A 25,665-nucleotide genomic window follows, 5' to 3' on the forward strand; every position below is an offset into this window, starting at 1 on the left:
TGGGCACAAATATTCCATCGGCCCGCTTGCGGGGCAGCGGTCAGTCGCCGGCCGTCTTGCGGGTGTGCAGTTGGCGGGCGACCTCGGCGATCGAGCCGGACAGCGACGGGTAGACGGTGAAGGCGCTGGCGATCTGTTCGACCGTCAGGTTGTTGTCGACCGCGATCGAGATCGGGTGGATCAGCTCGCTGGCCCGCGGCGAGACCACCACGCCGCCGACGACGATGCCGGTGCCGGGGCGGCAGAACAGCTTCACGAAGCCGTCGCGGATGCCCTGCATCTTGGCGCGCGGGTTGCGCAGCAGCGGGAGCTTGACCGCCCGGGCGTCGATCACGCCGTTGTCGACGTCGGCCTGGGAGTAGCCGACGGTGGCGATCTCGGGGTCGGTGAAGACGTTCGCGGAGACCGTCTTGAGGTTGAGCGGGGTGACCGCGTCGCCCAGGAAGTGGTACATCGCGATCCGGCCCTGCATGGCGGCGACCGAGGCCAGCGCGAACACGCCCGTGCAGTCGCCGGCCGCGTAGACGCCGGGGGCGGTGGTGCGGGAGACCTTGTCGGTCCAGATGTGGCCGGAGTCCTTCAGGCGGACGCCGGCGCCCTCCAGGCCGATCCCCTCGGTGTTGGGGATGGAGCCGACCGCCATCAGGCAGTGCGTGCCGGAGATGGTGCGGCCGTCGGCGAGGGTCACCTCGACCCGGTCGCCCACCCGCTTGGCGGACTGCGCCCGCGAGCGCGCCATGACGTTCATCCCGCGGCGGCGGAAGACGTCCTCCAGTACGGCGGCGGCGTCCGGGTCCTCGCCCGGCAGCACCCGGTCGCGCGAGGAGACCAGGGTGACCCGGGAGCCGAGCGCCTGGTAGGCACCGGCGAACTCGGCACCGGTGACGCCGGAGCCGACCACGATGAGTTCCTCGGGCAGCTCGGTGAGGTCGTAGACCTGCGTCCAGTTCAGGATCCGCTCGCCGTCCGGCTTGGCGTCCGGGATCTCGCGCGGGTGGGCGCCGGTGGCGACCAGCACGGCGTCGGCGATCAGGGCCTCGGTCGAGCCGTCGGCGGCGGTCACGGTGACCTTGCGCGAACCGTCCGGCGCCTGGCCCGGCTCCAGCCGGCCGCGGCCGCGCAGCACCCGGCCGCCGGCGCGGGTGACCGAGGCGGTGATGTCGTGGGACTGGGCCAGCGCCAGCCGCTTGACCCGTCGGTTGACCTTGCCGAGGTCGACGCCAACCACCCGCGCGGGGCGCTCGTTGTACGGGGTGTCGTCCTCGACGATGATGCCGAGCTCCTCGTAGGAGGAGTCGAAGGTCGTCATCACCTCGGCGGTGGCGATGAGGGTCTTCGACGGGACGCAGTCGGTCAGCACCGACGCACCCCCCAGACCGTCGCAATCGACGACGGTCACCTCCGCGCCGAGCGAAGCCGCCACGAGGGCCGCTTCGTATCCGCCGGGTCCACCACCGATGATCACGATCCGAGTCACGTACTCCATTGTCCCGCACGCCCGACCGCGACTCTCCCCCGGGGGCGCGGATGCCGCCGGGTGGGCGCCGGCCGTGTGCTCTCGCCAGCCGGTTGTGCGAATCTCCGGTACCACGAGCCCAACGGGGAACCTCCCGTACCCTCGGAAGCATGTCGCTCTACGCCGCGTACGCCGGCAACCTCGACGCGCGGCTGATGTCCCGCCGCGCACCGCACTCCCCGCTGCGCGGCACCGGCTGGCTGAACGGCTGGCGGCTCACCTTCGGCGGCGAGCAGATGGGGTGGGAGGGCGCCCTGGCGACGGTCGTCGAGGACCCGGCCTCCCAGCTCTTCGTCGCGCTCTACGACATCGCTCCGATGGACGAGGAGTCCATGGACCGCTGGGAGGGCGTCGGCCTGGAGATCTACCGGCGGATGCGGGTCCGGGTGCACACCCTCGACGGTGACGAGGCCGCCTGGATCTACGTCCTCAACGGCTACGAGGGCGGTCTGCCCTCGGCCCGCTACCTGGGCGAGATCGCCGACGCCGCCGAGTCCGCCGGCGCACCGCACGACTACGTCATGGAGATCCGCAAGCGCCCCTGCTGACCGGTTCGCCCCCGACCGGCCCGCCGCGCCCCCGGAACCCTTTGGCAGATGCCACAAACCGGCGCCCGCAGGGCCGTGGGCAGCGACATCTACGCGCGTAGGGCATTACCGGCTACCCTCGTCCGCGTGAACGCATCTGTTACCCCCGACATCGACCCGAAGGGGGCCGCGGACGCCGCGGCCGCCCGCCTGCGCGAACTCACCGGTGCCGAGAGCCACGACGTGGCCCTGGTCATGGGTTCCGGCTGGGCCCCGGCCGCCGAGGCCCTGGGCGCGCCCGAGCACGAGTTCCCCGTCACCGAGCTGCCCGGCTTCCCGGCGCCGGCCGTCGCCGGCCACGGCGGCAAGATCCGCTCGTACCGGATCGGCGAGAAGCGCGCCCTGGTCTTCCTGGGCCGCACCCACTACTACGAGGGCCGCGGCGTCGCCTCGGTCTCGCACGGCGTGCGCACCGCCGTCGCCGCCGGCTGCAAGACCGTGGTGCTCACCAACGGCTGCGGCGGCCTGCGCGACGGCATGCGCCCCGGCCAGCCGGTGCTCATCAGCGACCACCTCAACCTCACCGCCACCTCCCCCATCGCCGGCGCCAACTTCGTCGACCTGACCGACCTGTACTCGCCGCGGCTGCGCGCGCTGTGCAAGGAGGTCGACGCGACCCTGGAGGAGGGCGTCTACGCCCAGCTCCCCGGCCCGCACTACGAGACCCCGGCCGAGATCCGGATGCTCCGCACCATGGGCGCCGACCTGGTCGGCATGTCCACCGTCCTGGAGGCGATCGCCGCCCGCGAGGCCGGCGCCGAGGTGCTGGGCCTGTCGCTGGTGACCAACCTCGCCGCCGGCATGACGGGCGAGCCGCTGAACCACGAGGAGGTGCTCCAGGCGGGCCGCGACTCCGCGATCGCGATGGGCACGCTGCTCGGCCAGGTCCTCAGCAAGATCTAGCCGGTACCGGCGCCCGGGCCGGCCCAGGCCCGTCCCGGGCGGCAGGCCCCCGCTGCCGGCGCGCGCGGCGGACGGGACCGGCGGACCCCGCCGCGCCCCGCCGCCCGGCCGCGCGTCCCGTTAGGCATCCCCCACATCGCATCCACAGGCAGGAGCATCACGTGGCTACCGTTCCCGCGGAGCTGATCGGCCGGGCCCAGGCGTGGCTGGCCGAGGACCCCGACCCGGAGACCCGGGATGAGCTGGCCAAGCTCATCGAGGCGGACCAGCACGAGGAGCTGGCGGCGCGGTTCGCCGGCACCCTCCAGTTCGGCACCGCCGGTCTGCGCGGCGAGCTGGGCGCCGGCCCGATGCGGATGAACCGCGCGGTGGTCATCCGGGCCGCGGCCGGCCTCGCCGCGTACCTGAAGGACAGCGGCCAGGGGGACGGGCTGGTGGTCGTCGGCTACGACGCCCGCTACAAGAGCGCCGACTTCGCGCGGGACACCGCCGCGGTCATGGTCGGTGCCGGCCTGCGCGCCGCGGTCCTGCCCCGCCCGCTGCCCACCCCCGTGCTGGCCTTCGCCATCCGGCACCTGGGCGCGGTGGCCGGCATCGAGGTGACCGCCAGCCACAACCCGCCGCGGGACAACGGCTACAAGGTCTACCTGGGCGACGGCTCGCAGATCGTGCCGCCCGCGGACGGCCAGATCGCCGACCGGATCGCCGCGGTGCGGTCGCTGGCCGACGTGCCCCGCCCCGAGTCCGGCTGGGACGTCCTGGACGACGCGGTCCTCGCCGCCTACCTGGAGCGCACCGACGCGGTGCTGACCCCTGGTTCCGCGCGGGACGTGGGCGTCGTCTACACGCCGATGCACGGCGTCGGCCGGGACACCCTCGTCGCCGCCTTCGCGCGGGCCGGCTTCCCGGCCCCGACGGTCGTCGCCGAACAGGCCGAGCCGGACCCGGACTTCCCGACGGTGGCCTTCCCCAACCCGGAGGAGCCGGGCGCGATGGACCTCGCGTTCGCCACCGCCCGGGCCCAGGCCCCCGGCAGCGTCGACATCGTGATCGCCAACGACCCCGACGCGGACCGCTGCGCCGTCGCCGTCCCCGCCCCCGGCACCCCCGAGGGCTGGCGGATGCTGCGCGGCGACGAGGTCGGCGCGCTGCTCGCCGCGCACCTCGTCCGCAAGGGCGCCGCCGGGACGTTCACCACGACGATCGTCTCCTCGCAGCTGATGTCCCGCATCGCGGCCGGCGCCACGCTCCCCTACGAGGAGACGCTGACCGGCTTCAAGTGGCTGGCCCGGGTCGACGGCCTGCGCTACGCCTACGAGGAGGCGCTGGGCTACTGCGTCGACCCCGAGGGCGTCCGCGACAAGGACGGCGTCACCGCCGCCCTGCTGATCACCGAACTGGCCGCCGAGCTGAAGCGGGCCGGCCGCGGCCTGGCCGACCTCCTCGACGACCTGGCCGTGGACTTCGGCCTGCACGCCACCGACCAGCTCTCGGTGCGCGTCGAGGACCTGTCGCTGATCGCCGACGCGATGCGCCGGCTGCGCGCCGAGCCCCCGACGGCCCTGGCGGGCCTGACGGTCACCCGCGCCGACGACCTCAACGAGGGCAGCGCCGCCCTCCCGCCCACCGACGGCCTGCGCTACTACCTCGCGGGCGCCCCGGCGGACGGCATCGAGGCGGCCCGCGTCGTGGTCCGCCCCAGCGGCACCGAGCCCAAGCTCAAGTGCTACCTGGAGGTCGTGGTGCCGGTGGCCGACCGCGACGGCCTGCCCGCGGCGCGGGCCAAGGCGGCGGCGGCCCTGGCGTCGATCAAGTCGGACGTGGCGACGGCAGCCGGGATCTGACGTTCCCCAGGCGCGGCTTCGTGCCTCTGCGGCGTGCCTCTCTGGCGTGCCGCTGCGTCGACGGGCCGGGCTCCCCGCGAGCCCGGCCCGTACGCTTTCCGTCCCCGGCCGCACCCGGCGCGGCGGGCCGTGGTTTCGCACCACGCACTGAACGCGCCGGCCGGCGTCAGCCCAGCCCTTGGCGGGCGTGGCGGGCGTAGCGACCGTGTTGAACTAAGTCCCGTCAGCTCAGCGATTCCTCGATGGCGGCGAAGACGGCGACGTCCGTCTTCCTCTGCCACTCGGGCAAGTCCGCCCAGTCCGCGACGTATCCGGGCTTCGGGTCCGCAAAGTGCCGGAACATCTGGGCAGTCCAGCAGGTCGCCACGAAGCGGCCCTTCTGCTCACTGCTGAGCCGTGCCGCCCTGCCCCCGCTGACGTCGAACAACTGACGCACTTGTTCGTACACCGCTCCCGCCGCCTCGCGTTCCCAAGCCGGCGTGTCCTCCCAGGGAGCCACATAGCCGGGCTTCGGCTCACCCGGAAAATGCGCGTGCACACCCGCGATCCACGCCTCGCGGAACAGCCGTGCACCCTCGTGGTCCGCCATAGGTACCCCTCTCTCGATTTCCTTCAGTGCGTGCTCAGTGCGCCGATTTCTGCTTCCAGGGCGATGATGCGGGCGTGGCCGGCCGGGGAGAAACTCTGCCTCGTGCGGTCCACTCGAAAGCATTCCCCGACGCAGCCGCAACCCGGCCGAGCACTCCGAACTCTCCCCGCCTCGCGGCCCGTTCCTCGACCAACTGTGACTCGTGGGAGAAGGGCTGCACCACGTACGGCTGAATGCGGTTCCCCGGTTGTTCCGTACACCCTGGGCACCGCGGCAACGGCGCCTACCATCGAAGGAGCCGCTTGAGCCTGAGCAACCCACCGAGGTGATCGTGAGCAACTGGGCCGACCTTACGACTGGCAAGCGCATCAAACATCTACGGGGCTCCGACCTGACGCAGCAGGCGCTCGCCGAGGCGGCGGGCGTCTCGCTCGCCCTCGTGCAGAAGGCCGAACAGGACCGCGGAGACCTCTCCGTCGGCTCGCTGCTGAAGCTCGCCAATACGCTCAAGACCGACGTTGCGGTGATCCTGGGGCAGCAGGCGCCGCGCCAAGGGATGAGCCGGGACACCAGGGTCGCCATGCGGCGGATTTCCGACGCGGTGCACGAGAGTGCGCTCGGGGACTGGGAAGGTCTGGGTGAGCCGAGCACGCTCGCCGAACTAGAGACTGTCCTCGATCGCATGTGGGCCACCTACTGGCGGGGGGAATACGCGGAGTTGGGCGAACTCATCGCCAAGGTGCTGCTCGAAGGAAGCGCTCGGTATCGGCAAGCGGTGGGACATGAACGCGAACGGCTGGCCTCGGTCCTTGCGAGCACTTACCAGACCTCGGCCTCGACGGCGGTCCTGCTCGGTCAGCGCGACCTCGCGTTCGGTGCGATCACCTCCGCGCGTCACCTGGCGGAACAGTCCGGTGATCCCGTGCAGGCTGCGCTCGTCGAGTCGACGCTGTCGTGGATTCACCTGCGAAGCGCGAAGGTCCCCCGGGCGGTAGCCGTCGCGGAACGCGCTGCCGCGCAGATCGAGCCGTCGTTCAGCAAAGCCCCCCGTCCTCGGTTGCTCGCGTACGGACGACTGATGATCGCTGCGGCCGTCGCAGCCTCGCGTCGAGGAGACGCCGCGTCCGCGGATGAGTACCTGTCGCAGGCGCAGGCGGCGGCCGCCCGCTTCGGTAGCGACGAAGTGCTGTACGGCACGTACTTCGGCCCCACCACGGCGAGCACCGAGGCCGTGGGAATCGCCGTGGCACTCGGGAACCACGGAAGGGCGCTGAAGCTGGCCGAGCGCACGGAGCTTCCCCGTTCCATGCTGAAAATCCCCCGCAACCGCTACAAGCTCGATGTCGCCCTGGCCCAGTGCGAGTCGAGGTTGTACGACCGAGCCGCAGACACCCTGATCGAAGTCGGACTCGACGCCCCGCAGTGGGTCAAGCACCAGGCGCTGCCCGGTGTCATCGGAAAGCGTCTCGCCAAGGTCTCCACGGCACGGGTGCGGAACATCAGCGAGCTGATCGGCGTGCCACTGATCTCGTAACTCCTACGAAGCATGTGAGTAGGGGTTGGACGTACTCGCCCGGCCCTACATTCCGTCACTTCACCATGCGTGACGACTCGTACACGATTGACGCATGGCCAGTACCGAACGCGGGCAGCGGCAGGAGCCGACCAAGGCCCGGCGAACCGAGAGCGACTTACGGCGGCGACGGACTCTCGCGGACGCGGCAGCGGGCGTCCCGCCGGGTGACGCGGGTGCGTCCGGCAAAGCCACGCGCAGAGGACGGTTCCGCTGCGTGATCTACCTGTGTGGTGACCCGCACGCCGACACCGCCGAACTCCGCAGGGACTGCACGGAGTACGCCGAGGCGTTCTGCTGGGAGATCACCGCCGTGATCGAGGACGGTGCGGGTGCACCGCCGCCTCCGGACCGCACCGGGCTCAGGCAAGCGATCGAGCATGTCAGGTCCGGTGGGGCCGGTGCGGTGGTCACGGCACGCCGTTCGATGATCTCGCCCGTGGCGCGGGAGTACGACCAGGTGACCCGCGAGATCGAGAAGGCCGGCGGATTCCTGCACGTCATGGCCGCCGCGTCGGGCAGGCCGCACACCGAGCCCGCCTGACGGCCACTCAGGAACGTGCACGACAAGAGGAGTACCCCCGCGACCGTGGCGACGGCCCGGGGGCGTGGCCATCAACTAACAAGGAGTTGACGACATGACCAACGCTATCGCGGGATGCTTACTCCCGCTGCTGCGACGGGTGTTCCCCGCGCGAGGCCGCCGTCGGTCGGCCGGTTCGCCGCCCGTCGCGCGGCGGGTGCACGCCCCGATGGCCCGACGGGAGCACGTGGCCGCCCCCGTGTTGCGGGGCGAGGACGTCGCCTTGGTCCGCCCGTACGTGCTCACGCCCGAGGAACGGCGGGAGCGTCGCGCGCAACGGGAACGGCGCCGGACCCTCTGGCTGGCCGTCCACGGCATCGACATGGGGCCCCGCTGGATCCACGGAGTGGAGGTGGCCGCGTGACGCACCCCATGGGCACCGCCAGGCTGTTGCCGTGGACCAGTTGGGACGGGAAGCCGTGCTACCTCCTCGGCGGGACCGGCACCGGATACGTCTCGCGCCTCGCCGACCGGGTCGAGGCGGAGCAGATGGCCTCGGCCGCCGACCTCATCGAGGACGCGGCCGGCATCCTCGCCGCCCGGTCCTGGACCCCCGGGGAGATCCACCTCCTGGCCGTCGAACTGAACACTCAACTGACCAAGGTCCACCGGGTGTCGGAGAGTCGGGGCGCCCGCTTGGTCCAGTGGGAGGGAGATCTCGACGAGGAGGCTGCGGACGACGCAGACGGCGGGGACGGCGACGACGCGCCGGAGCCCGCACACGACTCCCCCGACCGGACGGGCCCCGAGCACGGGCCGCACGGGTCCCGTAAGGCCCCATCGGCTCGGCTCGCGACCCCGGTCCGCCCTGCGGGGAGTGCCCCGGGCGCTCCCCTGAAGGGTGCTGCGCGGATCCCGCCCGCACGGTGAGGGAGAACGGCCCCGCCTTCCCCGTTGGCCAGGGAGGGCGGGGCCGCCCCCACGCCGGCTACAGCGCCACCATCACCGCCAGCCCCACCGCCCCCACGACACTCGGGGCGAGGATCGCGTACGACCAGCGGACCTCGGGGTCGCCCTGGGCGGTCTCGCGGTGGGTCGCGCGGTCCTTGATCTCGTGGAGTTCGGCGAGGGTCTGGTCGGCCATCGCCTTGGGGACCGGGCCGGCGTCGGCGTTGAGGCCGAAGCGGGGGCGGCCGGTGCCGCGCGCGGCCTGGCGGGCGACCTTCTTGCGTTGGCGGAGGGAGACCGGAATGGCCCAGAGCTGGTACTTGGCGCCGGCGCCGGTGAAGACCTCGGCGGAGAACGTCGCCCGCAGGTCCTCGACGGCCGCCCAGGGCAGCGTGATGGTGCGGAACGGGTTGCGCACCAGCAGCCGGTCCTCGTTCGCCCGGACCAGCGGTCGCAGCGAGAAGGCGGCGACCAGCGGCACCCCGAGGAGCAGCGCGAAGAGCGCGGTGAGCTTGGTGGCGGGGGTGCCGCGCAGCAGCGCGTCGGCGCCGAGCCAGAGGCCGAGCGCGATGAGCAGTGCGCCGCCGACCAGGGCCGCCGGCGAGCGGTAGCTGCGTTCCGCGTACTGCTGCGGAGGCGAGGTGGACCGTTCCGGGCTCGTCATGCCGCCGATTCTGCCTGACCGTCCGGATGCCGGACATTGCGTTACGGCATCAATGCGGACGCCGTGCGCATCCGGCCGTTCCCGGGCGGTTCCGGCCGGGGGGTGGCATGTCGCTACGCGCGTAGATATGCTCCCCTCGTGACCATGCCCACCACTGTTCCCGCATACGGCAATGAGGCCGCGGGGCGCCTGGCGTCGATGGCGGACGTGACCGCCTCGAACGGAGCGCTGCGCCGCTTCCTGCACGGACTCCCCGGCGTCGACGCGGTAGGGCTCCAGGCCCGCGCCGCCACGCTCGGCACCCGCTCGATCAAGACCACGGCGAAGGCGTACGCCATCGACCTGGCCATCTCGATGATCGACCTGACGACGCTCGAAGGCGCGGACACCCCCGGCAAGGTCCGGGCGCTGTGCGCCAAGGGCGTCCACCCCGATCCCACCGACCGCACCGCCCCCAAGGTCGCCGCGATCTGCGTCTACCCGGACATGGTGGCGACCGCCAAGGAGGCGCTGGGCGACTCCGGCATCCATGTCGCCTCCGTCGCCACCGCCTTCCCGGCGGGCCGGGCCGCACTGCCGGTGAAGCTGGCCGACACCCGGGACGCGGTGGCCGCCGGCGCCGACGAGATCGACATGGTGATCGACCGGGGCGCCTTCCTCTCCGGCCGCTACCTGGAGGTCTTCGAGGAGATCAAGGCCGTGAAGGAGGCGTGCGCGCGTCCCGACGGCTCGGCCGCCCACCTGAAGGTCATCTTCGAGACCGGCGAGCTCCAGACGTACGACAACGTGCGGCGGGTCTCCTGGCTGGCGATGCTGGCCGGCGCGGACTTCATCAAGACCTCGACGGGCAAGGTGGCGGTGAACGCCACTCCCCCGGTCACGCTGCTGATGCTGGAGGCGGTGCGTGACTTCGCCGCGGCGACCGGCGTGCAGGTCGGCGTGAAGCCGGCCGGCGGCATCCGGACGACCAAGGACGCGGTCAAGTACCTGGTGATGGTCAACGAGACGCTGGGCGAAGCGTGGCTGACCGCCGACTGGTTCCGCTTCGGCGCGTCCAGCCTCCTCAACGACCTGCTGATGCAGCGTCAGAAGCTCAGCACCGGCCGCTACTCCGGCCCCGACTACGTCACGGTGGACTGACCATGACCTTTGACTACGCACCGGCGCCCGAGTCGCGCGCCGTGGTGGACCTCGCGTCCTCCTACGGGCTGTTCATCGACGGCGAGTTCACCGAGGGCGCGGGCGGCGGCCTGCGCAAGACCGTCTCGCCCGCCACCGAGGAGGTGCTGGCCGAGTACACCCAGGGCACCGCCGACGACGTCGACCGCGCGGTCAAGGCGGCCCGTGCGGCGTTCGAGAAGTGGTCGGCGCTGCCGGGCGCCGAGCGCGCCAAGTACCTCTTCCGGATCGCCCGGATCATCCAGGAGCGCTCGCGCGAGCTGGCCGTCCTGGAGACCCTGGACAACGGCAAGCCGATCCGCGAGGCGCGGGACGCCGACCTGCCGCTGGTGGCCGCGCACTTCTTCTACTACGCGGGCTGGGCGGACAAGCTCGACCACGCGGGCCTCGGCCCGAACCCGCGCCCGCTGGGCGTGGCCGGCCAGGTCATCCCGTGGAACTTCCCGCTGCTGATGCTGGCGTGGAAGGTCGCGCCGGCGCTGGCCTGCGGCAACACCGTCGTCCTCAAGCCGGCCGAGACCACCCCGCTGTCCGCGCTGTTCTTCGCGGACATCTGCCGCCAGGCCGGGCTGCCCAAGGGCGTCGTCAACATCGTCACCGGTGACGGCTCGACCGGCGCGGCGCTGGTGGCCCACCCGGGCATCGACAAGGTCGCGTTCACCGGCTCCACCGAGGTGGGCAAGGCGATCGCCCGTACGGTCGCCGGCACGGACAAGAAGCTCACCCTCGAACTGGGCGGCAAGGCGGCCAACATCGTCTTCGACGACGCCCCGATCGACCAGGCCGTCGAGGGGATCGTCAACGGGATCTTCTTCAACCAGGGGCACGTGTGCTGCGCCGGCTCCCGGCTGCTGGTCCAGGAGTCGATCCAGGACGAGTTGCTGGACGCGCTCAAGCGGCGGATGGCCACCCTCCGGGTCGGCGACCCGCTGGACAAGAACACCGACATCGGCGCGATCAACTCCGCCGAGCAGCTGGCCCGGATCACCGAGCTGGCCGACGCGGGCGAGGCCGAGGGCGCCGAGCGCTGGGCCCCGGCGTGCGAACTGCCCGGCGCCGGCTACTGGTTCGCGCCGACGCTGTTCACCGGCGTCACCCAGGCCCACCGGATCGCCCGCGAGGAGGTCTTCGGCCCGGTGCTGTCCGTGCTGACCTTCCGCACCCCGGAGGAGGCGGTGGCCAAGGCCAACAACACGCCCTACGGCCTGTCGGCGGGCATCTGGACCGAGAAGGGCTCGCGCATGCTGTGGATGGCGAGCAAGCTGCGGGCCGGCGTCATCTGGTCCAACACGTTCAACAAGTTCGACCCGACCTCGCCGTTCGGCGGCTACAAGGAGTCGGGCTTCGGCCGCGAGGGCGGCCGGCACGGTCTGGAGGCGTACCTCAATGTCTGAGCGGCTGGCTGTCTTCAAGACCTACAAGCTGTACGTCGGGGGCAAGTTCCCCCGGTCCGAGAGCGGGCGGGTGTACGAGGTGACCGACGCAAAGGGCAGCTGGCTGGCCAACGCCCCGCTGGCCTCCCGCAAGGACGCGCGGGACGCGGTGGTCGCCGCCCGCAAGGCGTTCGGCGGCTGGTCGGGCGCGACGGCGTACAACCGGGGCCAGATCCTGTACCGCGTCGCGGAGATGCTGGAGGGCCGCCGGGACCAGTTCGTCGCCGAGGTGGCGGACGCCGAGGGGCTGTCGAAGGCCAAGGCCGCGGCGCAGGTGGACGCGGCGGTCGACCGCTGGGTCTGGTACGCGGGCTGGTCCGACAAGGTCGCCCAGATCGCCGGGTCGTCGAACCCGGTGGCGGGCCCGTACTTCAACCTCTCCGCCCCGGAGCCGACCGGCGTGGTGGCCGTGGTGGCGCCGCAGGAGTCGTCGTTCCTGGGTCTGGTCTCGGTGCTCGCCCCGGTGATCGTCACGGGCAACACCGCCGTGGTCGTGGCCGCGGAGCGGGCCCCGCTGCCGGCGCTGTCCCTGGCCGAGGTGCTGGCCACCTCCGACCTGCCGGGCGGGGTGGTCAACCTCCTCTCGGGCCGGACCGCGGAACTGTCCGCTCCGCTCGCCGCCCACCAGGACGTCAACGCCCTGGACCTGGCCGGTGCCGACGCCGAACTGGCGACGGAGCTGGAGACCGCGGCGGCGGACAACCTCAAGCGGGTGCTGCGCCCGCGGGCCACGGACTGGACCGCCGACCCGGGCACCGACCGGCTGCTGTCCTTCCTGGAGACCAAGACGGTGTGGCACCCGATGGGCGTCTGATCCGCAGCCGTGCCGGATCCGTCCCGGGGCCGGCACGGACGAACGGCGCGGGACCCGGCCCCTGGTGGGCGGGGTCCCGCGCCGTCGCGTTGCGGGGCGGGGCCGGCCGGTCAGCCGGGCAGCAGCCGCATCGCCGTGCCGGTCACCGGCAGGTCCCGCAGCGAACCGCCCTTCGTCACCGGGTCCGTCACCTGCGTGGTGCTCACCGGCTTGAAGTCCGCGACCTGGGTACCGAGGCCGTTCGCCAGCGGATCGACGCCGGTGTTGGCCATCGGGTCCAGCTTGAGGTCCTTGACGGGGCCGAGGCCACGGCCGGTGGAGCCCGTCACCGAGCGCGTCAGCGCCTGCCCCACCAGCCCTTCGTCCGAGGTCCGTTGCGGGGCCGTGTCGCCGGCCGCGGGGGCGGCGGCGCCCGCCACCGCCGCGCCGCCCGTGAGCGCGACGCCGGCCGCGGAGACCACCAGACCGGCGCGCAACAGGCCGCGGGGGACGCGGCTGGTCTTGGGACGTGCGTGGGAGGGCATGTGAGCCACCTGCCTGTGGATCGGAGCGGAGCGGAATCGCGGTGGTGCCACCGGTCTCGCGGACGCCTCACGAACCCTCCGCGTAACCGATTGACTGCGAAGCGTAGTTGAGGGGCGGCCGGGCGTTCCACCTCGCGCGCCAGGGGTACCCCCCACGGCGCAATGCCCGACAATGAGTGCCCGTGAACTCCCATTCGCCCGCCCGGCCGCGCGCCCGCGTCCTGTTGCTGACCGGCCCCTCCGGCTCCGGGAAGACGTCCCTGGCCGCCCTGTCCGGTCTGCCCGTCCTCAACCTCGACGACTTCTACAAGGAGTGCACGGACCCCTCGCTCCCGCAGTTGCCGGACGGCGGCGGCGCGGACTGGGACTCGCCGCTCTCCTGGGACGCGGACACCGCGGTCGCGGCCATCGAGGAGCTGTGCCGCACCGGCCGCACCGCGGTCCCGGTGTACGACATCGCGACCAGCTCCCGGACCGGCGCCACGGGCCTGGCCCTGGACGGGGCGCCGCTGTTCATCGCGGAGGGCATCTTCGCCGCCGACGTCATCGACCGGTGCCGGGCGGCGGGGCTGCTGGCCGACGCGCTGTGCCTGCGCGGGCGGCCCGCCACCACCTTCCGGCGGCGGCTGGCCCGGGACCTGCGCGAGGGCCGCAAGCCCGCGGTGTACCTGGTGCGGCGGGGGCTGCGGCTGCTGCGCAACGAGCGGACGATCGTGGCCCGGCACACCGCGCTCGGCGCCCACCCGTGCGCCAAGCCGGAGGCGCTGACCCGGATAGCGGCGGCGCGCGAGGGCGCGCCGTCCGGTGTGCACGGGGTCGCGGGCGCGGGGGACGATCCGGCGCGGGCCGCGACCCGGCGCTGACGCGCCTCCCGCCGCGCGGCGGGACGCTCCCGGCACGCACGAAGGAGCGGGTTCGGACGCACCCCCCGGCCGCCCGAACCCGCTCGTCTCCCCCGTGTTCCCCGTTGTTCCCCCGTGTCCCCCCTCGGGCTCTCCCCCCGGATCCCCCTCGGGCCCTACCCCCCGTCCTCAGGCGACCAGTGCGCCGAAGGACTCCTGCTCGTCACGGCCGAAGCTGAGGACCTCGTCCTCGCGCAGCCGGCGCAGCGAGCGCCAGATGCTGGACTTCACCGTGCCGACACTGATGTTGAGGATGTCCGCGATCTCCGGGTCCGTGCGGCCCTCGTAGTAGCGCAGCACCAGCATGGTGCGCTGCGCCTCGGGCAGCCGGGCCAGCGCCTGCCACAGGACGGCGCGCAGCTCGGTGCCGCGCATGGCGTCCGCGTCGGCGGCGGTCTCGGGCAGTTCCTCGGTCGGGTACTCGTTGAGCCTGCGGCGGCGCCAGGCGCTGATGTGCAGGTTCGTCATGGTGCGGCGCAGGTAGCCGCCGAGCGCCGCCTTGTCGCTGATCCGGTCCCAGGCCCGGTAGGTCGAGAACAGTGCGCTCTGCAGCAGATCCTCGGCCTCGTAGCGGTCGCCGGTCAGGTGGTAGGCGGTGGCGTACAGGGAGGCGCGGCGCTCCTGGACGTAGGCGGTGAAGGCCGCTTCGGCCTCCGCCGCGTCCGCCGCGGTGCGCCGGTCCCCCGTCTCCCCGTACTGCGCTCCCCCGTCGGTGTCCCCGCGGCCCGCGGTCCCCCCGTTGGGCCCCTGGGACACCATCGTCGCGTCGATGGCCACCATGTACGGCGGCCGGTGACGCCCGGTGCCGCGAGCGCACCCCCGTCCTCCGCCAAGCCCTCGGCTTCGCTCGGGCAGGGAGGTGCCCCCCTCCGCACCGGACTTCTCACGCCCGATGTCGTGGAGGCGCGTGACGACCGCACTGGAAGTCGTGCCGTGCAGGGTGTTCTTCATCGCGCTGCCCCCCGTCGATCGAGCCAGTTCGTTCGGTGTGTCCCGGTCGAGATCCTCCGCTGCGGAGTTGATCTCTCCCGGCTGCCAAAAGACTGCCAACCCAGTTTCATCGCGTTGTCCGCCGTCTGTCACAGGCGTGTCACAGGGCCGGGGGCGGTGCGGCGTGGCTCCGTCACGACCGGCGGTCGGGCCCGGTGGACGGCGCCGGACCGCCGGCGGTCGATCTACCGGCGCCCCATGCGCCAGAATGGCGAGCGTGCCTTTCCTGTTGCTGATCGAGGACGACGACGCCATCCGCACGGCCCTCGAACTCTCGCTGTCCCGCCAGGGTCACCGCGTGATGACCGCGGCGACGGGCGAGGACGGCCTGAAGTTGCTGCGCGAGCAGCGGCCGGACCTGATCGTGCTGGACGTGATGCTGCCGGGCATCGACGGCTTCGAGGTGTGCCGGCGGATCCGGCGCACGGACCAACTGCCGATCATCCTGCTCACCGCGCGCAGCGACGACATCGACGTGGTCGTGGGCCTGGAGTCCGGCGCCGACGACTACGTCGTCAAGCCCGTGCAGGGCCGGGTGCTGGACGCCCGGATCCGCGCGGTGCTGCGGCGCGGGGAGCGGGAGTCCAGCGATTCGGCGACGTTCGGCTCGCTGGTGATCGACCGGTCCGCGATGACCGTCACCAAGAACGGCCAGGACCTGCAACTGACCCCGACCGAGCTGCGCCTGCTGCTGGAGCTGAGCCGTCGCCCCGGGCAGGCGCTGTCCCGGCAGCAGCTGCTGCGGCTGGTGTGGGAGCACGACTACCTGGGCGACTCGCGGCTGGTGGACGCCTGTGTGCAGCGGCTGCGCGCGAAGGTGGAGGACGTCCCGTCCTCGCCGACGCTGATCCGCACCGTCCGCGGCGTCGGCTACCGGCTGGACGCGCCGCAGTGACGACGGCCACCCCGCACGACGGCGGGGCCGGGGAGGGGACGCGGGAGGCCGGGGACGGCGACGCGCCGGGCGGCCGGCTGGTGCGGCTGCTGCGCCGGGCCGCGGGCCTGCTGCGGCTGACGAGCCTGCGGCTGCGGCTGGTCGTGGTGTTCGCCCTGGTCGCGCTGACCGCGGCGGTCTCGGCGTCCGGCATCGCGTACTGGCTCAACCGCAACACGGTCCTGGACCGGACGCAGAACGCCGCCCTACAGGACTTCCGCAAGTCGCTGGAGGACAACACCCGCTCGCTGCCGCTGCGCCCGCGCTGCTCCGAACTCCAGGACACCGCGCGCCAGATGGCGGCCGGCCCGCAGAACTACGCGGTGCTGCTGATCGGGGTGGACCGCGAGGGCAAGGAGTGCGCGGCCACCACCGACAAGGACCTGCTGACGCCGGCGAACGTCCCGCAGGCGCTGCGCAGCGCCGTCGACCAGGTGCGCCCGGTCGACGAGAACAACCAGGCCGCGCACCACCTGTACTGGCAGCGCAAGCAGGTCGGGGACGTCCCGTACCTGGTCGCCGGGGCGAAGGTGATCGGCGGCGGACCGACCGGCTACATGATGAAGTCGCTGGCCACCGAGCGGCAGGACCTGACGTCGCTGGGCTGGTCGCTGGGGATCGCCACCGCGCTGGCGCTGGTCGGCTCGGCGCTGTTGGCGCAGGCCGCGGCGACGACCGTGCTGCGGCCGGTGCAGCGGCTCGGCCACGCGGCCCGGCAGCTGGGCGAGGGGCGGTTGGACACCCGGCTGCGGGTGACCGGCACCGACGAACTGGCCGACCTGTCGCGGACCTTCAACCGCACCGCGGAGCGGCTCCAGCAGCGGGTCGAGGAGCTGAGCGGCCGGGAGGCGGCCTCGCGGCGGTTCGTCGCCGACATGTCGCACGAGCTGCGGACGCCGCTGACCGCGATCACCGCGGTCACCGAGGTGCTGGAGGAGGAGGCCGACTCCTTCGACCCGATGATCGCGCCGGCCGTGCAGCTGGTGGTCAGCGAGACCCGGCGGCTGAACGACCTCGTGGAGAACTTGATGGAGGTCACCCGCTTCGACGCGGGGACCGCGCGGCTGGTGCTGGACGCCGTCGACGTCGCCGACCAGGTCACCGCCTGCATCGACGCCCGGGCCTGGCTGGACGCGGTGGAGCTGGACGCGGACCGCGGCACGGTGGCCCGTCTGGACCCGCGGCGGCTGGACGTGATCCTGGCGAACCTGATCGGCAACGCCCTCAAGCACGGCGGTTCGCCGGTGCGGGTGTCGGTCCGCACCGAGCCGGCGGAGCCCGCGGCGGCCGAGTCGGCGGCGGGCGGTGCGGAGCCGGCGGACGGCGCGGCGGCGGAGCCCCGGCCCGCCACCGACGCCGCCCCGTTCGAGCAGGGCGGGGAGATCCCCGGCGGCCAGTTGGTGATCCGGGTGCGGGACCACGGGCCGGGCATCCCGGAGGAGGTGCTGCCGCACGTCTTCGACCGCTTCTACAAGGCGAGCGCATCCCGGCCGCGGTCCGAGGGCAGCGGTCTGGGCCTGTCGATCGCCCAGGAGAACGCGCACATCCACGGCGGCCGGATCAGCGCCGCCAACCATCCCGAGGGCGGCGCGGTGTTCACCCTGCGGCTGCCGATGGACGCCTCCCGGCTGACCGACGACGCGTCGGCGGACGGCGGCGAGCGGCCGGCCGGCGGGGGCGCGGAGGGCGGCCGGTGATCCGGCGCGGGCGGCGGGCGGCGGTGCGGTGCGCCGTGCCGGCGGCGGTGCTGGCGCTGGCCGCCGCGGGCTGCGGGATCCGCGGCACGTCGGTCCCGGTCGACGCGGGCGGCGCCCCGTCCCGGGTGAGCTGCCACGCGCCGGGACCGGGTGCGGTCACGGCGGCGGGGGCGGAACGGGTCGCGGTGTATTTGGTGTGCGGGTCGGCGCTGGTGTCCGTGGAGCGGCAGGTGGCCCGGCCGCAGGCCGCTCCGGGGGCGGCGGTGCGGCTGCCGGTGGCCCGGGTGCTCCTGGCGGAGCTCCAGAAGCCGCCGACGCCGGACGAGACCCGGGCCGGGTTCAGCACCGCGATGCCCGGCACGCTGCGGGTGGACGGGCCGCACGCCGGTGACGCCCCCGAGGCGCTGCGGCTGTCGGCCGAGCCGGACGACCTGCCGTCGTTCGCGTTGGCCCAGTTGGTGTGCACCTACGGCCGCAGCGCCGCGCTGGGGCGTACCGGCGGCGCGCTGCTGGGCGGCCCGGGGCCGGCGGCGGCGCACCGCTACGACTGCTCGCCGGACGTGCAGGCCAACCCGGACGCCGCGCAGCACGCGGGCTGGGGCGACCCGCAGTCCGAGGAGAGCTGAGCGGTACCGTCCAAGACGGGCACAACGGGGCGGAACCGCGCCCCCCGGTACCGGCGTCCTGGCCTGTGTGCAGCGTCATGGCCCCGGCAACACCGTCGCCCCCCGTTTGCGCGCCACCGGGTTTCTCCTCCTCGTGGCGCATCTGCTGATCGTCGGCTGGCTGATGTTGCGCCCCCGTACGGTGCCGTGGGTGCCGGCGGCGAACCTCCAGCCGCTGGCGTCGATCCACGCCGAGCTGGCGCGGGGCGGCTGGGCCGCGGTGTGGCACCTCGGCGCGCCGGTGCTGCTGCTGGCGCCCCTCGGGGTGCTGCTGCCGTTGGTCGGCGGCCGACTGAACGTTTCGCCTTGGGGCTCGATGACGCGCACGGTCTTCGCCGGCGTCATGATCTCGTTGACGATCGAGCTGCTTCAGACGTCGGTGCCGGGTCAGGTGCCGGACGTCGACACGGTGCTCCTGAACGCACTCGGGGTCGCACTGGCGCACCTGGTGGTCGTCCCCGGGGCCCGGTCCCGACTCCGCCGGCGGGACGAGCGGAGCCAGGGTGCGACCCCGAGAATCCCCAGGGTCAATCTGGCCCCGCAGGCTGACGTCTTCTCCGGCGGCCGGACCTACTTTTGAGACATCGGGGCAACCGCCCCGGATCGTCGACAAGGAGTAGCCCGTCATGGCCGCCGCACTGGTCCGACCCGCCAACAACCGCATGATCGCCGGTGTCTGCGCCGGCCTCGCCCGCCGCTTCGGGACGTCCCGGGCGACGATGCGGGTGCTCTTCCTGCTCTCCTGCCTGCTGCCCGGTCCGCAGTTCGTCGCGTACCTGGCCCTGTGGGTCCTCCTCCCCTCGGAGGACTCGGCGCGCGACGCCGCGGCCTGGTGACCGCCCGCGCCCCGGACACGACGGTGCCCCGGTCCGCACGGGATACCGCGTGCGGACCGGGGCGTCCCGGGGCCGTCCCCTAGGGGACGGCGGAGCCGGTTCAGCCGCCGAGGGGGAGGTTCTTGGTGACCGTGCCGGCGGGGATGCCGCCGAGCAGCTGGTTGCCCTTGGAGGTGACGGGAGCCTTGACGTCGCTGCCGCCGCCCTTGGTCGCTCCGGAGAGCGTGCTGGTGGCGTCCTTCACCGGCAGGCTGTGCAGCACGCGGTTGGTGTCGATCGAGTTGCCGGCCGGGGCGGCGTTGGCCGCGCCTGCGGCGGTGGCGGCGATGGCGGCGCCGAGCGCGACGGCACCGAGAGTCTTGACCGTTCCCTGCTTCATTGCTTTACGTCCTCGTGATGGGGGCTTGACCGGCTAGGAAACCTAGTAAGGCGGCCGGCGCCCCCGCAAACACCTGGGGCGAACGGAAAAACGGCCGGTGGACAATCCACCGGCCGTTGCGCTAGGCGCCTTTTCGGGCGCTCACTCTGCGTCAGAACCGCTGCTGGGCGCGGTGGTCGCGGCCGACTGACGGAAGAGCCATTCCGAGCGCAATTCCGCGTATCCGGGCTTGATGACGTCGTTGATCATGGCCAGACGTTCATCGAAAGGAAGGAAAGCAGACTTCATACCATTGACCGTGAACCACTGGAGGTCGTCGAGTGTGTAGCGGAACGTCTTCACCAGGTGCTCGAATTCCCGGGTCATGCTCGTGTCGCTCATGAGCCGGTTGTCGGTGTTGACCGTGCAGCGGAACTGCAGCCGGCGCAGCAGCCCGATGGGGTGCTCCGCGTAGGAACTGGCGGCGCCGGTCTGGAGGTTGGAGGTCGGGCACAGCTCCAGTGGGATGCGCTTGTCCCGGACGTAGGAGGCGAGCCGGCCGAGGGTGACCGTGCCGTCGTCGGCGACCTCGATGTCGTCGATGATGCGGACGCCGTGGCCGAGCCGGTCGGCGCCGCACCACTGGAGCGCCTGCCAGATCGACGGCAGGCCGAACGCCTCGCCGGCGTGGATGGTGAAGTGGTTGTTCTCCCGCTTGAGGTACTCGAAGGCGTCGAGGTGGCGGGTGGGCGGGAAGCCGGCCTCGGCGCCCGCGATGTCGAAGCCGACCACGCCCAGGTCGCGGTGGCGGTTGGCGAGTTCGGCGATCTCCAGCGCCCGGGCCGCGTGCCGCATCGCGGTCAGCAGGGCGCCGACCCGGATCCGGTGGCCGCGCTCGCGGGCCCGCCGCTCGCCCTCCCGGAAGCCCTCGTTGACGATCTGGACGACCTCTTCGAGGTCGAGCCCGCCCTCCAGGTGCTGTTCGGGCGCGTAGCGGACCTCGGCGTAGACGACGCCGTCCGCCGCCAGGTCCTCGGCGCACTCCGCGGCGACCCGGAACAGCCCCTCGCGGGTCTGCAGGACGGCGCAGGTGTGGGTGAAGGTCTCCAGGTAGCGCTCCAACGAGCCGGAGTCGGCGGCCTCCCGGAACCAGGTCCCGAGCCGGTCGGGATCGGTCTCGGGGAGTCCGGTGTAGCCGATCTCGCCGGCCAGCTCGACGACGGTGGCGGGGCGCAGGCCGCCGTCGAGGTGGTCGTGGAGCAGCACCTTGGGTGCGCGACGGATCTGTTCGGCGGTCGGGAGGTTGCTGAGCTCGCTCGTCATTTCGGCACTGTAGACCCTACGCGCGTAGATATCGCCGAACGATACGTAACAGTGACCGGTCCGCGGGGTGGACAGGGCTCCTCGTTCTGCCATCGTTCTCGTCATGGCTCAGCAAGCACTGCCGGTGCGCGAGGCCCGGCTGGGAAAACCACTGGGAGCGGGTGGCACGGACCGGACGGTCAACGCCGTCGCCCTCCTGTTGCCCGGGTGCGGACCGACCGGACTGCGCCGGCCGTCGCCGGTCCCGGCCCTGTCCGTACGCCCGTTGGCCGCCCGACTGGCCCGGGCCGGCCGGGCCGAGGGACTCACCACCCACGTGGTGCACTACCGCTGCCGCGGCTGGAACGGCTCCGCCGCCCACCCGGCGCGGGACGCCACCTGGGCGCTGCACGAGGTGGTCCGGCGCTACGGCGACGTCCCGGTGGCCCTCGTCGGCACCGGCATGGGCGCCCGCGCGGCCCTGCACGCCGCCGGCCACCCGGCCGTGCACGCCGTCCTCGGCCTCGCCCCGTGGCTGGCCGACCCGCGCCAGTACGGCACCGACCCCGACCCGGTCAAGCAGTTGATCGGACGTCAGGTCCTGCTGGTGCACGGCACCAACGACGAACGCGTCGACCCCGACCTCTCCTACCGCTACGCCCAGCGCGCCAAGAAGATCAACCGCGACACCTGCCGCTTCGAGGTGCACTCCGACGGCCACTCCCTGCACCAACACCGCTTCGAGGTGCACGCCCTCGCCACCGACTTCCTCCTCGGCGCCCTCTTCACCCGCTCCTACGCCCGCCCCGTCAAGGACGCCCTGGCCGCTCCCCCACCCCTGGGCCTCCGCATGCCCCTGGCATCGGGTTTCGGGACGTCCCTGCGGCACTGAACGCCACTGGGCACCAGTGACCGGCACCGACCGGACGGTCGACTCCGGTGCGGGGTGGGGGTGTCGGGGCGCCGCCTCACGACAAGAGGGCGCCGCGGCGGCTCAGGAGGAACTTCTTGAAGGCGGTCACCGGGGGCGTGTCGACGCGGCCGTCGAGCCAGGCGACGCCGATCTCGCGGACCGCGCGGGGGGCGGTGACGGTGAGTTCGGTGACGCCGGGGCGGGGGACGGCGGGGGGCGGGAGGAGGGCGACGCCCAGGCCGGCGGCGACCAGGCCGCGGAGCGTCTCGGCCTCCTCGCCCTCGAAGGCGATGCGCGGGGTGAAGCCGGCCTCGGCGCACAGGGCGTCGGTGATCCGGCGCAGGCCGTAGCCCGGTTCGAGGGTGACGAAGAGCTCGCCGGCCGCCTCGGCGAGGCGGATGCGCTTGCGGCCGGCCAGCCGGTGGTCGTCCGGGACGACCAGGCGGAGCTTCTGCTCGTCGAGGCGGCGCGCCACCAGGTCCGGGTAGTCGGGGACCGGGGAGGTCAGGCAGAGGTCGAGGTCGCCGGCGCGGAGGCGTTCGATCATCGCTTCGCCGTAGTTCTGGACGAGTTGGAAGCGGATGCCGGGGTGGTCGGCGCGGAAGGTGCGGAGGAGGCCGGGGACGGTCTCGGAGCCGAGGGTGTGCAGGAAGCCGAAGGCGACCTTGCCGGCGGCCGGGTCGGCGTCGGCGCGGACGGCGTCGGTGGCCCGTTCCAGGTCGGTCAGGGCGCGTTCGGCGGCGGTGCGGAAGGCGCGGCCGGCCGGCGTGAGGGAGAGGGTGCGGCCGTGCCGGGCGAAGAGGGCGACGCCGAGGTCCTGCTCCAGCCGCAATAGGGCGCGGCTGAGGGTCGGCTGGGGCATGCCGAGCTCGTGGGCGGCGCGGGTGACGTGCTCGTGCCGGGCGACGGCGGCGAACTGGGCGAGCCGCGGGGCGAGGGCCAGCGCCCAGGAGTCGGGGCCCAGCTCGGCGGCCTCGGGGGCGGTCGGCGGGACCGAGCGGAGGCGTTCCGGGATGTCTTTTCTGTTGCGGCCTTGCAACAGGGGCGGCGGTGAGCTGCGATCATGTTCCACGGCATCGATTATCGCGTTTTGATGCATTGGACGCATGAGGTGGCGTCCTTCTACCTTCGGAGCATGCCTCCCGCTGATACCGGGGCGTCCGTCACCGACCGTGCGGCCGCCTCTCCCCAGTCGTCCACGGACTCCTCTTCCCCTTCCGCCGCGGTGACCGACCCCGAGTCGGAGAAGCTGCGGCCGGGCGGCCCCGGCTACCGCCGGATGAGCTTCGCCCTCTTCGCCGCCGGAGTGGCCACCTTCGCCCTCCTGTACTCCACCCAGGCCCTGCTGCCGGCCATCTCCGCGGACCTCGACGTCGCGCCGGACCAGGCGAGTTGGACCGTCTCCGCGGCCACCTTCGGGCTGGCCCTCGGGGTGATCCCGCTCAGCGCGCTCTCCGAGCGGTTCGGGCGCCGCACCCTGATGACGGCCTCCCTCACCGTCGCCGCGGTGATCGCGCTGCTGGTGCCGTTCGCACCCTCCCTCGGCACCCTGATCGCGCTGCGCGCCGTGCAGGGCGTCGCGCTGGCCGGGCTGCCCGCGTCGGCGATGGCGTTCCTGGCGGAGGAGGTGCGCGCGAAGGCGCTGGTGGCGGCGATCGGCCTGTTCGTGGCCGGCAACAGCATCGGCGGGATGTCCGGGCGGATCGTCACCGGCTGGGTCGCCCAGGCGTGGGGCTGGCGGGCGGCGCTCGGCGCGGTGGGCGTGCTGGCCGTGGTGTGTGCGGTGGCGTTCCGGCTGCTGGTGCCGCGGGCCCGGCACTTCGTGGCGCGTTCGGTGGGCCCGCGGGCGCTGGCCCGAACCCTCGGTGGTCACCTCGCCGACCCGCTGCTGCGTCGCCTCTACGCCATCGGCGGGCTGTTCATGACGGTCTTCGGCGCGGTCTACACGGTGATCGGCTACCGCCTGGTCGCCGAGCCGTTCAACCTCCCCCAGGGCATCGTCGGTTCGATCTTCGTGATCTACCTGGTCGGTACGGTCTCGTCGGCCGCGGCCGGGAAGCTGGTCGGCCGGGTCGGCCGGCGCGGTGCGCTCTACCTGGCCGTGGGCACCACCACGGCGGGACTGCTGCTGACGCTCGTCGCCTCGGTGGGCGCGGTGGTGGCGGGACTCGTCCTGATCACCGCGGGCTTCTTCGCGGGCCACGCGGTGGCCTCGTCGTCGGTCAGCCGCACCGCCAAGACCGCCCGGGCCCAGGCGTCCGCCCTGTACCAGTGCGCGTACTACATCGGCAGCAGCCTGGGCGGTGCGCTCGGCGCCGCCGCCTTCCACGCCGCCGGCTGGTCGGGCACCGTCCTGCTCGGCCTGGCCGCGATGGTCGGCGCCGCCGGCATCACCCTCTACGCCACCCGGAAGGCGGTGGCCGAACGTCGGCTGCCGACCCTGGGCAAGGCCGCGTAACACCCCACGACGCGAAGGGCCCGCCCCACCACCTGTCCTGGTGGGGCGGGCCCTTCGTCCGTCGACTCCCCGTCAGTCGACGGGGAAGACACCCCGGCCTTCGCGTATCCCGCGGCCTTGACGGGACCGGCGTCGGTCCACCGATCCCGTTCGCCCGAATGGGAAAACCGCAGGTCAGGCGATACGTTCGAGCACCACCGGGCGCGCGGTGAAGGCCGCGTCGGCCGGGCCGATCTCCACCCCGCCGTCCAGGGCTTCGAGCGCGTAGGCGAACTTCTCGGGGGTGTCGGTGTGCAGGGTCAGCAGCGGCTGGCCCGCGGTGACCCGGTCGCCGGGCTTGGCGTGCAGTTCGATGCCGGCGCCGGCCTGCACCGGGTCCTCCTTGCGGGCCCGGCCGGCGCCCAGGCGCCAGGCGGCGAGGCCGACGGCGTAGGCGTCGAGGGTGGCGAGGGTGCCGGTGGCGGCGGCGGTGACGGTGTGCTGCTCGCGGGCCACCGGGAGCGCGGCGTCGGGGTCGCCGCCCTGGGCGGCGATCATGCGGCGCCAGTGGTCCATGGCGGAGCCGTCGGCCAGTGCCTTGGCCGGGTCGGCGTCCTTGAGGCCGGCCGCGTCGAGCATCTCGCGGGCCAGCGCGAGGGTGAGGTCGACGACGTCGGACGGGCCGCCGCCGGCCAGTACCTCGACGGACTCGCGGACTTCGAGGGCGTTGCCGGCGGTGCGGCCGAGCGGGGTGGCCATGTCGGTGAGCAGGGCGACCGTCTGCACGCCGTGGTCGGTGCCCAACCCGACCATGGTGGAGGCGAGTTCGCGGGCGTCGTCGAGGTTCTTCATGAAGGCGCCGGAGCCGACCTTGACGTCCAGGACGAGGGAGCCGGTGCCCTCGGCGATCTTCTTGGACATGATGGAGGAGGCGATCAGCGGGATCGACTCGACGGTGCCGGTGACGTCGCGGAGGGCGTAGAGCTTCTTGTCGGCGGGGGCGAGGCCGTCGCCGGCGGCGCAGATGACCGAGCCGACGGTGCGCAGGACGTCCAGCATCTCGTCGTTGCTCAGGGCGGCGCGCCAGCCGGGGATGGCCTCGAGCTTGTCGAGGGTGCCGCCGGTGTGGCCCAGGCCGCGGCCGGAGAGCTGCGGGACGGCGGCGCCGCAGGCGGCGACCAGCGGGGCGAGCGGCAGGGTGATCTTGTCGCCGACGCCGCCGGTGGAGTGCTTGTCGGCGGTGGGGCGGGTGAGCGAGGAGAAGTCCATCCGCTCGCCGGAGGCGATCATGGCGGCGGTCCAGCGGGCGATCTCCCGGCGGTTCATGCCGTTGAGGAAGATGGCCATGGCGAGGGACGACATCTGTTCGTGGGCGACCTCGCCGCGGGTGTACGCGTCGATGACCCAGTCGATCTGTTCCGGGGTCAGTTCACCGCGGTCGCGCTTGGTGCGGATGACGGAGATGGCGTCCATGGACGGATTCCTTTCGAACGGGTAGGTCCCGTTCTACACGCATAGACGGCGCGGTCGCCAG

The 25,665-nt window shown here is 72.9% G+C and carries 27 protein-coding genes; 18 read left to right on the forward strand and 9 right to left on the reverse strand.

Annotated features, from left to right (window positions below):
- Positions 1 to 40: 40 nt before the first annotated feature.
- Complete coding sequence (locus ACJ6WD_RS04385; RefSeq protein ID WP_374206773.1) at positions 41 to 1,687, reverse strand: NAD(P)H-quinone dehydrogenase; 1,647 nt, start codon at positions 1,685 to 1,687, stop codon at positions 41 to 43.
- Between ACJ6WD_RS04385 and ACJ6WD_RS04390 the strand changes: the two genes are divergently transcribed.
- The 3 genes from ACJ6WD_RS04390 to ACJ6WD_RS04400 all read left to right on the forward strand — a co-directional run bounded on the left by ACJ6WD_RS04390 (position 1,627) and on the right by ACJ6WD_RS04400 (position 4,850).
- On the forward strand, positions 1,627 to 2,064 hold the full coding sequence (locus ACJ6WD_RS04390; RefSeq protein ID WP_233657021.1) for a gamma-glutamylcyclotransferase: 438 nt from the start codon (positions 1,627 to 1,629) through the stop codon (positions 2,062 to 2,064). The genes ACJ6WD_RS04385 and ACJ6WD_RS04390 overlap by 61 nt on opposite strands.
- A 126-nt stretch (positions 2,065 to 2,190) precedes the next feature.
- Positions 2,191 to 3,006: a purine-nucleoside phosphorylase gene (locus ACJ6WD_RS04395; RefSeq protein ID WP_233657022.1), complete on the forward strand. Its 816-nt coding sequence runs from the start codon at positions 2,191 to 2,193 to the stop codon at positions 3,004 to 3,006.
- 161 nt (positions 3,007 to 3,167) lie between these two features.
- On the forward strand, positions 3,168 to 4,850 hold the full coding sequence (locus ACJ6WD_RS04400) for a phospho-sugar mutase (RefSeq protein ID WP_331249254.1): 1,683 nt from the start codon (positions 3,168 to 3,170) through the stop codon (positions 4,848 to 4,850).
- Positions 4,851 to 5,073: 223 nt separating this feature from the next.
- Here the strand turns inward: ACJ6WD_RS04400 and ACJ6WD_RS04405 are convergent, their stop codons facing one another.
- Positions 5,074 to 5,439, reverse strand: coding sequence for a hypothetical protein (locus ACJ6WD_RS04405; protein WP_038521418.1), 366 nt, complete (start codon positions 5,437 to 5,439; stop codon positions 5,074 to 5,076).
- Positions 5,440 to 5,770: 331 nt separating this feature from the next.
- Here ACJ6WD_RS04405 and ACJ6WD_RS04410 point away from each other — a divergent pair, with 331 nt between their 5' ends.
- The 4 genes from ACJ6WD_RS04410 (at position 5,771) to ACJ6WD_RS04425 (ending at position 8,465) form a co-directional block, all read left to right on the forward strand.
- A complete protein-coding gene (locus ACJ6WD_RS04410) occupies positions 5,771 to 6,973 on the forward strand; it encodes a helix-turn-helix domain-containing protein (protein WP_037633091.1) in 1,203 nt (400 codons plus the stop codon).
- A 256-nt stretch (positions 6,974 to 7,229) separates the two neighbouring features.
- Positions 7,230 to 7,556: a recombinase family protein gene (locus ACJ6WD_RS04415; RefSeq protein WP_233657027.1), complete on the forward strand. Its 327-nt coding sequence runs from the start codon at positions 7,230 to 7,232 to the stop codon at positions 7,554 to 7,556.
- A 208-nt stretch (positions 7,557 to 7,764) separates the two neighbouring features.
- Entirely contained in the window at positions 7,765 to 7,959 is a 195-nt protein-coding gene (locus ACJ6WD_RS04420; RefSeq protein ID WP_233657028.1) for a hypothetical protein, read from the forward strand.
- The gene (locus ACJ6WD_RS04425; RefSeq protein ID WP_233657029.1) at positions 7,956 to 8,465 is read left to right on the forward strand and encodes a hypothetical protein; all 510 of its coding nucleotides are present in this window, start codon (positions 7,956 to 7,958) and stop codon (positions 8,463 to 8,465) included. Before ACJ6WD_RS04420 ends, ACJ6WD_RS04425 begins: the two co-directional genes overlap by 4 nt.
- A gap of 58 nt (positions 8,466 to 8,523) precedes the next feature.
- On the opposite strand, the gene ACJ6WD_RS04430 is transcribed toward ACJ6WD_RS04425, so the two are convergent.
- A complete protein-coding gene (locus ACJ6WD_RS04430) occupies positions 8,524 to 9,147 on the reverse strand; it encodes a PH domain-containing protein (protein ID WP_407615159.1) in 624 nt (207 codons plus the stop codon).
- Between the two features lie 144 nt (positions 9,148 to 9,291).
- On the opposite strand from ACJ6WD_RS04430, the gene deoC reads away from it, so the two are divergent.
- From deoC to ACJ6WD_RS04445, 3 genes are read left to right on the forward strand one after another with little or no spacing between them, the layout of a single operon-like run.
- Positions 9,292 to 10,287 (forward strand): deoxyribose-phosphate aldolase, encoded by a 996-nt coding sequence (deoC, locus tag ACJ6WD_RS04435; protein ID WP_407615211.1) that lies wholly within the window; start codon positions 9,292 to 9,294, stop codon positions 10,285 to 10,287.
- Between the two features lie 2 nt (positions 10,288 to 10,289).
- Positions 10,290 to 11,720: an aldehyde dehydrogenase family protein gene (locus ACJ6WD_RS04440; RefSeq protein WP_331249249.1), complete on the forward strand. Its 1,431-nt coding sequence runs from the start codon at positions 10,290 to 10,292 to the stop codon at positions 11,718 to 11,720.
- Entirely contained in the window at positions 11,713 to 12,573 is an 861-nt protein-coding gene (locus ACJ6WD_RS04445) for an aldehyde dehydrogenase family protein (protein WP_331249248.1), read from the forward strand. Before ACJ6WD_RS04440 ends, ACJ6WD_RS04445 begins: the two co-directional genes overlap by 8 nt.
- Positions 12,574 to 12,683: 110 nt before the next feature.
- Here the strand turns inward: ACJ6WD_RS04445 and ACJ6WD_RS04450 are convergent, their stop codons facing one another.
- Positions 12,684 to 13,097: a hypothetical protein gene (locus ACJ6WD_RS04450; RefSeq protein ID WP_016575464.1), complete on the reverse strand. Its 414-nt coding sequence runs from the start codon at positions 13,095 to 13,097 to the stop codon at positions 12,684 to 12,686.
- A 182-nt stretch (positions 13,098 to 13,279) separates the two neighbouring features.
- Between ACJ6WD_RS04450 and ACJ6WD_RS04455 the strand changes: the two genes are divergently transcribed.
- Positions 13,280 to 13,960 (forward strand): uridine kinase, encoded by a 681-nt coding sequence (locus tag ACJ6WD_RS04455; protein ID WP_407615160.1) that lies wholly within the window; start codon positions 13,280 to 13,282, stop codon positions 13,958 to 13,960.
- Between the two features lie 168 nt (positions 13,961 to 14,128).
- Here the strand turns inward: ACJ6WD_RS04455 and ACJ6WD_RS04460 are convergent, their stop codons facing one another.
- Positions 14,129 to 14,950 (reverse strand): SigE family RNA polymerase sigma factor, encoded by an 822-nt coding sequence (locus tag ACJ6WD_RS04460; RefSeq protein WP_233657033.1) that lies wholly within the window; start codon positions 14,948 to 14,950, stop codon positions 14,129 to 14,131.
- A gap of 256 nt (positions 14,951 to 15,206) precedes the next feature.
- Between ACJ6WD_RS04460 and afsQ1 the strand changes: the two genes are divergently transcribed.
- The 5 genes from afsQ1 (at position 15,207) to ACJ6WD_RS04485 (ending at position 19,121) form a co-directional block, all read left to right on the forward strand.
- Positions 15,207 to 15,884, forward strand: a complete 678-nt coding sequence (afsQ1, locus tag ACJ6WD_RS04465; RefSeq protein ID WP_016571665.1) for a two-component system response regulator AfsQ1 — start codon at positions 15,207 to 15,209, stop codon at positions 15,882 to 15,884.
- Positions 15,881 to 17,620, forward strand: a complete 1,740-nt coding sequence (locus tag ACJ6WD_RS04470) for an ATP-binding protein (protein WP_374206774.1) — start codon at positions 15,881 to 15,883, stop codon at positions 17,618 to 17,620. Before afsQ1 ends, ACJ6WD_RS04470 begins: the two co-directional genes overlap by 4 nt.
- Positions 17,617 to 18,246 carry a hypothetical protein gene (locus ACJ6WD_RS04475; protein ID WP_233657034.1) on the forward strand — a complete coding sequence of 210 codons (630 nt, stop codon included), beginning with the start codon at positions 17,617 to 17,619 and terminating at the stop codon, positions 18,244 to 18,246. The genes ACJ6WD_RS04470 and ACJ6WD_RS04475 overlap by 4 nt, the downstream gene beginning before the upstream one ends.
- Positions 18,247 to 18,313: 67 nt before the next feature.
- Positions 18,314 to 18,865 (forward strand): VanZ family protein, encoded by a 552-nt coding sequence (locus tag ACJ6WD_RS04480; RefSeq protein ID WP_020929664.1) that lies wholly within the window; start codon positions 18,314 to 18,316, stop codon positions 18,863 to 18,865.
- 46 nt (positions 18,866 to 18,911) lie between these two features.
- Positions 18,912 to 19,121 carry a PspC domain-containing protein gene (locus ACJ6WD_RS04485; protein ID WP_233657035.1) on the forward strand — a complete coding sequence of 70 codons (210 nt, stop codon included), beginning with the start codon at positions 18,912 to 18,914 and terminating at the stop codon, positions 19,119 to 19,121.
- Positions 19,122 to 19,221: 100 nt separating this feature from the next.
- On the opposite strand, the gene ACJ6WD_RS04490 is transcribed toward ACJ6WD_RS04485, so the two are convergent.
- Both ACJ6WD_RS04490 and ACJ6WD_RS04495 read right to left on the reverse strand, forming a co-directional pair.
- A complete protein-coding gene (locus tag ACJ6WD_RS04490) occupies positions 19,222 to 19,500 on the reverse strand; it encodes a hypothetical protein (protein WP_016571670.1) in 279 nt (92 codons plus the stop codon).
- Positions 19,501 to 19,641: 141 nt separating this feature from the next.
- A complete protein-coding gene (locus tag ACJ6WD_RS04495) occupies positions 19,642 to 20,802 on the reverse strand; it encodes an adenosine deaminase (protein ID WP_233657036.1) in 1,161 nt (386 codons plus the stop codon).
- A 103-nt stretch (positions 20,803 to 20,905) separates the two neighbouring features.
- On the opposite strand from ACJ6WD_RS04495, the gene ACJ6WD_RS04500 reads away from it, so the two are divergent.
- The gene (locus tag ACJ6WD_RS04500; protein WP_233657037.1) at positions 20,906 to 21,673 is read left to right on the forward strand and encodes an alpha/beta hydrolase; all 768 of its coding nucleotides are present in this window, start codon (positions 20,906 to 20,908) and stop codon (positions 21,671 to 21,673) included.
- A 76-nt stretch (positions 21,674 to 21,749) separates the two neighbouring features.
- On the opposite strand, the gene ACJ6WD_RS04505 is transcribed toward ACJ6WD_RS04500, so the two are convergent.
- Entirely contained in the window at positions 21,750 to 22,766 is a 1,017-nt protein-coding gene (locus ACJ6WD_RS04505; protein ID WP_407615161.1) for a LysR family transcriptional regulator, read from the reverse strand.
- A gap of 63 nt (positions 22,767 to 22,829) precedes the next feature.
- Here ACJ6WD_RS04505 and ACJ6WD_RS04510 point away from each other — a divergent pair, with 63 nt between their 5' ends.
- Positions 22,830 to 24,152 (forward strand): MFS transporter, encoded by a 1,323-nt coding sequence (locus tag ACJ6WD_RS04510; protein WP_233657038.1) that lies wholly within the window; start codon positions 22,830 to 22,832, stop codon positions 24,150 to 24,152.
- A gap of 174 nt (positions 24,153 to 24,326) precedes the next feature.
- On the opposite strand, the gene ACJ6WD_RS04515 is transcribed toward ACJ6WD_RS04510, so the two are convergent.
- On the reverse strand, positions 24,327 to 25,604 hold the full coding sequence (locus tag ACJ6WD_RS04515; protein WP_233657039.1) for a thymidine phosphorylase: 1,278 nt from the start codon (positions 25,602 to 25,604) through the stop codon (positions 24,327 to 24,329).
- Positions 25,605 to 25,665: the final 61 nt, after the last annotated feature.

The organism is Streptomyces sp. VTCC 41912 (assembly GCF_045799175.1).
GTDB classification, from domain to species: domain Bacteria; phylum Actinomycetota; class Actinomycetes; order Streptomycetales; family Streptomycetaceae; genus Streptomyces; species Streptomyces albulus_C.